The following is a 5085-nucleotide window of genomic DNA, read 5'->3' as shown; positions in this document are numbered from 1 at the left end:
GTCCACGCCCCCGTCCGCGTCGGCACCCCCCTCCGCGCCCGCCTCTCCGGACCCCGGGTTCGAGAGGTACCGCGCGCCCGAGGGCTTCACGATCGAGCTGCCGGAGGGGTGGAAGCGGCAGGAGACCTCGAAGCAGGGCGATCTGGCGTACCGGATCACCTTCGGCGCGAAGGGCGACGGCCGCACGCTCGCCGTCACCTACAGCACGCAGCTCGGCCCCGACCCGGTCGCGGTGTGGCGCGACACGGTCGAGCCGGTGCTGCGCGAGGGGGAGGGGTTCCGGCGGATCGGGGAGATCCGGGCGACGACGTACCAGGGGTTCGACGCGGCCGACATGGAGTGGGTCGCGAAGGACGGGCACGGCAGGGCGCTGCGGACCTTCGGGCGGGGGTTCCTGACCGGTGAGCACTCCGGGTTCTCGCTGCGCTGGACGACGCCGGAGGCGGACTGGGAGAAGCCGGCCAACGTGGACGCGCTGAAGACGTTCTTCCAGACGTTCCGCCCTCACTGAACGGACGTTCCGGCCGAACCGACCGGACGTTCCGGCCGAGTTGAGGTGACGTTTCAGCCGGGCCGGGCGTGCCCGCGCGGGTCTTGCCAAAGCCGTATCAACGGGTCGATATAGGCTGCCGGTCTGCACGTTCCGTTCTCTTGAGGAGTCTTCCGTGACCCTGGCGATCGACCCGTCCGAGATGCCCGCCGAGGTGGAGTTCGCCCCGCTCGCCGATGCCGTGGTGCGGGACGCGCGGGAGTTCGGCGCGTACGCGCGGACCGGCGGGTGGGCCTTCGGCCTGAAGGTGGCGCGCAGTGTGCGGCCCGGCGGTCAGGCCGCGGGCGAGAGCGACAAGGTGTCGGCGAAGGAGTTCGCCGAGCTGGCCGAGTGCTCGCCCGAGCGCGTGATGCGCTACTACAAGGCGTGGGACAAGGCGGCCGACGACGGCCTCGTACCGCAGTTCGAGGAGCTGGAGCCCGGCCAGGACATCCAGCTCCCGGACGCGGACGTCTGGCTGAGCTACTACGTCTCGCGTTCCAGCGCGACTTCCGAGCGCGGCACGGCGATCTCCGAGGCGGCCGAGGCGGAGGGCATCCGGCCGACGAAGGCCCTGGAGGTCGCCGAGAACCCGACCGCGCTGCGCGCCGCGATCCTCGCCGACCCGTCCACCGCGCGCGCGGCCCGCGCCGCCCTGCTGGACCGCATCAAGGAGGACCCGACGCTCCAGGCCGAGCTGGCCCGGGACGTCGTGCGGACCGACGACCTGAAGAAGGCCGTCGCCACCGAGAGCCGCTCCGCCGACCGGATCGGGTACGTCCGGCAGATCGCCGAGTCCGGCCAGGTGAAGACCCCGGCCGGGCAGATGATCGACGCGCCGGTCGCGCTGCGCGAGGAGGCCGAGCGGCACCTGTCCCTCATCGACGAGCTGAACGACGACGAGGACGCCGGCGAGTGGGCGACCGAGGCGTACGACACGATGAAGAACCTCGTCGTGGAGACCGTCGAGGCCGATCCCGAACTGCGGGTCCAGGAGCGGCGCACGAAGTTCTACAGCAGCCTCCAGCGGGCCACGAAGGTCTTCGAGGAGCTGACGTTCGACGACGCGCAGGACTTCTACGAGGACGACATGGTCAAGCAGCTGGAGGAGTTGCAGGAGGCGATCGGAAGCTGCATCGCCTCCCTGCGCAAGGCCCGCGCCACCGAGTAGCCGCTACCAGCGGTTCTCGACCTGGTCCTTGATCCGGCGGTCGTACAGGTCGCGGATCGAGGCCAGGGTGGCGGCGTCCAGGTCGGGCAGGTCCGCGGCGCTCGCGTTGGCGCGGGCCTGTCCGGGGGTGCGGGCGCCGGGGATGACGGTGGTGACGCCGGGCTGCTGGAGGATCCAGCGCAGGGCGAGCTGGGCGGGGGTGAAGCCCTCGGGGGCCAGGCCCGCGAACTCGACGGCGGCCTCGACGCCGGTCGCGTAGTCGACGCCGGAGAAGGTCTCGCCCTGGTCGAAGGACTCGCCGTGCCGGTTGTAGGTGCGGTGGTCGTTGGCCGGGAAGACGGTGTCCTTGGTGTACTTCCCGGACAGCAGGCCGGAGGCGAGCGGGACGCGCGCGATGATCGCGACCCCGGCCTTCTCGGCGGCCGGGAGGACCTCGGCGAGGGGCTTGAGGCGGAACGGGTTGAAGATGATCTGGACGCTCGCGACACCGGGCCGGGCGATCGCGGTGAGCGCCTCGGCGCACGTCTCGACGCTGACGCCGTAGTGCGCGATGCGCTCCTCCGCGACCAGGGTGTCGAGGGCGTCGAAGACCTCGTCGGTGGAGTAGACGGGGGTGGGCGGGCAGTGCAGCTGGACCAGGTCGAGCCGGTCGACGCCCAGGTTGCGGCGTGAACGGTCGTTCCAGGCGCGGAAGTTGTCGAGGACGTAGTTCTCGGGGAGCTGCTCGACGCGGCGACCCATCTTGGTGGCGACGAAGATGTCCTGCTCCGGGCGGGAGCGCAGGTACGTCGCGATGGTCTGTTCGCTGAGGCCGTCGCCGTAGACGTCGGCGGTGTCGAAGAAGGTGACGCCGGACTCGACGGCCGCGTCGAGGACCGCGAGGGCCTCCTTCTCGTCGACGTCGCCCCAGTCGGCGCCGAGCTGCCAGGTGCCGAGGCCGATGACGGATGCGGACCGTCCGGCCCGTGTGAATGCGCGCTGCTCCATGGGCGCAGTCTGTCATCAGGGCCGGTCGGGGCGGAAACGGGGGCGCCGCGTGGAGAAAGGAGGGCGCCGCGCGAAGATCTTTCACTCGTACGGGTGATCTGTTCGACCAGACGGCCGATATGCGGACGTATGCGCTTACCGTGATCTTGTGACCGAACATCTCGCGCATCTCCCCAGCCGCCGCGGTTTCCTCGGCGGTGCCGCCGCCGTCCTGGTGCTCCTGGCCGCCGACCCGGCAGCCGCCGCCTCGGAGCTGCCCGGCTTCCCCGCCGGGGTGGACGTGCGCCGCACCGCCTACCGCAACTGGGACGGCACGATCGTCGCCGCCGGCCTGTGGGCCTGCGTCCCCGAGTCCCCCGCGCAGGCGGTCGCGGCCGTCAACTGGGCGCACGCGCAGGGCTGGACGGTCCGCGCGCGGGGCGCCTCGCACGGCTGGGCGCCGCTGACGCTCGCCGAGGACACCCCGGCGGACGCGAAGATCCTGCTCCTCGACACCTCCCGCTTCACCGGCCTCGCCCTCGACTCCCCGACCTCCGTCCGCGCGGGGACCGGCGTCCGCATGGAGACGCTGCTCGGGTTCCTGGAGGACCACGGCCTCGGTGTGACGGCCGCGCCGGCTCCCGGGGATCTGACGCTCGGCGGGGTCCTCGCGATCGACGGGCACGGGACGGCCGTACCGGCGCACGGCGAGAGCCGCGCTCCGGGGCGGACGTACGGGTCGCTCAGCAACCGGGTGCTGTCGCTGACGGCGGTCGTGTGGGACGGGACGGCGTACGCGCTGCGGACCGTCGGCCGTGACGAGGCGGACTGCGCCGCGCTGCTGACGCATCTGGGGCGGGCGCTCGTCGTCGAGGTCGTGCTGCGGGTGGAGGCGAACAGCAACCTGCGGTGCGTGAGCCGGACGGACATCCCGGCGAAGGAGCTGTTCGGGGAGGGCGGGCGGACGTTCGCGAGCTTCGTGGACTCCGCGGGGCGCGTGGAAGCGATCTGGTTCGCGTTCACCGAGTTCCCGTGGCTCAAGACGTGGAGCGTGGAGCCGGTCAGGCCGCTGCTGTCGCGGCGCGTGGACGCCCCGTACAACTACCCCTTCTCCGACACCCTCCCGACCCTCGTCGCCGACCTCGCCGGGCGGCTGGTCGCGGACGCGGCCTGGTACCTGGCGCCGGTGCTGGGCAACGCGCAGCTCGACGCGGCGGTCCTGGGGCTCACGGCGACGGCGTCGGCGGACCTGTGGGGGCCGTCGAAGAACACGCTGCTGTACGTCCGGCCGACGACCCTGCGGGTGCACGCGAACGGGTACGCGATCGTCACCGCACGGGATCAGGTGCAGCGCGTGGTGCGGGAGTTCGCGGACTTCTACCGGGGGCAGCTCGACGCGTACGCCGCGCGGGGGAAGTTCCCGGTCAACGGGGCCGTCGAGATCCGCGTGACCGGCCTCGACGACCCCGCCGACGCCGAGCACGCGGGCGCGCGGGCGCCGTCGCTCTCCGCGCTGGCCCCCGTCCCCGGCCGGCCCGACTGGGACACGGCCGTCTGGCTGGACATCCTCACGCTGCCCGGGACGCCGCACGCCGAGGAGTTCTACCGGGAGCTGGAGCGGTTCCTGCTGTCCTCGTTCGACGGGACGGACGCGCTGGCGCGGGTCGAGTGGTCCAAGGGCTGGGGGTACACGGACAGCGAGGCGTGGGCCGACCCCGAGGTGCTGGGGACGGCGATCCCCGCCTCGTACGGCGCCGGGTGGGGCGAGGCCACCGGGACGCTCCAGCGGCTCGATCCGCACGGGGTGTTCAGGGCGCCCCTGCACCAGCGGCTGTTCCCGTGAGGTGCGCTTGGACCGTCGGGCCGTAGCGGGCGACGAGCTCCTCGACCGGGGTGGCCCGGACGGCGGCGCCGCGCGCGATGCCGTTCATGACGCCGAGGCCCAGGAGGGTCGCCAGGGCGAGTTCCGCGCGCAGGGCCGCGTCCGGGCCGGGGAGGCGGGCGGCGAGGCGGTCGGTGACCTGGGCGCGGAAGTTGGCGCGCAGGACGTCGCCGTCCTCGCCCTGGTAGGAGGCGAAGACGATCCTGAGGACCGGGTCGGCACCGCGCTCGCGCTGGCTCGTGACGACATGGCGGACCAGGTGCGGGCCGAGGTCCGCCAGGGGCGCGTCGAGCAGGGCCTCGACGTCGGCCTCGAAGGACATCACGCGCGCGAAGAGGGCGTCCTTGTTGCCGAAGTACTTGAGGACCAGGGGCGCGCTGACGCCCGCGCGTTCGGCGACGGCCTTGAGCGTGATGTCGGTGTGCGAGCGGCGGGCCATGAGGTAGCGGGCGGCGCGGAGGATGGCGGCGCGGGTGGTTTCGGCGTCGCGGCGGGGGGCGGTGGGCGGCTCGATGGGGTCGCCGGGGCCGTCCGTGG

Annotated in this window: 4 protein-coding genes and 1 pseudogene; 3 read left to right on the top strand and 2 right to left on the bottom strand. The window is 72.8% G+C overall.

Features of this window, described 5'->3' with window-relative positions; translation table 11 throughout:
* Positions 1–511: pseudogene (locus tag AOK24_RS11530) on the top strand (serine/threonine protein kinase); the annotation flags it as partial.
* Between the two features lie 154 nt (positions 512–665).
* The gene (locus AOK24_RS11525; RefSeq protein ID WP_206191178.1) at positions 666–1700 is read left to right on the top strand and encodes a hypothetical protein; all 1035 of its coding nucleotides are present in this window, start codon (positions 666–668) and stop codon (positions 1698–1700) included.
* A 3-nt stretch (positions 1701–1703) separates the two neighbouring features.
* Here AOK24_RS11525 and AOK24_RS11520 read toward each other — a convergent pair whose 3' ends face one another.
* Positions 1704–2687, bottom strand: a complete 984-nt coding sequence (locus tag AOK24_RS11520; RefSeq protein ID WP_055719974.1) for an aldo/keto reductase — start codon at positions 2685–2687, stop codon at positions 1704–1706.
* 148 nt (positions 2688–2835) lie between these two features.
* On the opposite strand from AOK24_RS11520, the gene AOK24_RS11515 reads away from it, so the two are divergent.
* On the top strand, positions 2836–4509 hold the full coding sequence (locus AOK24_RS11515) for a cholesterol oxidase substrate-binding domain-containing protein (RefSeq protein ID WP_055719973.1): 1674 nt from the start codon (positions 2836–2838) through the stop codon (positions 4507–4509).
* Here the strand turns inward: AOK24_RS11515 and AOK24_RS11510 are convergent.
* The gene (locus tag AOK24_RS11510) at positions 4475–5062 is read right to left on the bottom strand and encodes a TetR/AcrR family transcriptional regulator (RefSeq protein ID WP_055719975.1); all 588 of its coding nucleotides are present in this window, start codon (positions 5060–5062) and stop codon (positions 4475–4477) included. The two genes, AOK24_RS11515 and AOK24_RS11510, sit on opposite strands and share 35 nt — an antisense overlap.
* Positions 5063–5085: the final 23 nt, after the last annotated feature.

This window comes from Streptomyces niveiscabiei, assembly GCF_001419795.1.
GTDB classification, from domain to species: Bacteria; Actinomycetota; Actinomycetes; order Streptomycetales; family Streptomycetaceae; genus Streptomyces; species Streptomyces niveiscabiei.
This window is presented reverse-complemented; position numbering and strand designations above follow the sequence as displayed.

Bases quoted from the DNA above. Each gene is read 5' to 3' on its own strand.
- AOK24_RS11520 (WP_055719974.1), bottom strand. From the start codon at position 2,687: ATGGAGCAGCGCGCATTCACACGGGCCGGACGGTCCGCATCCGTCATC.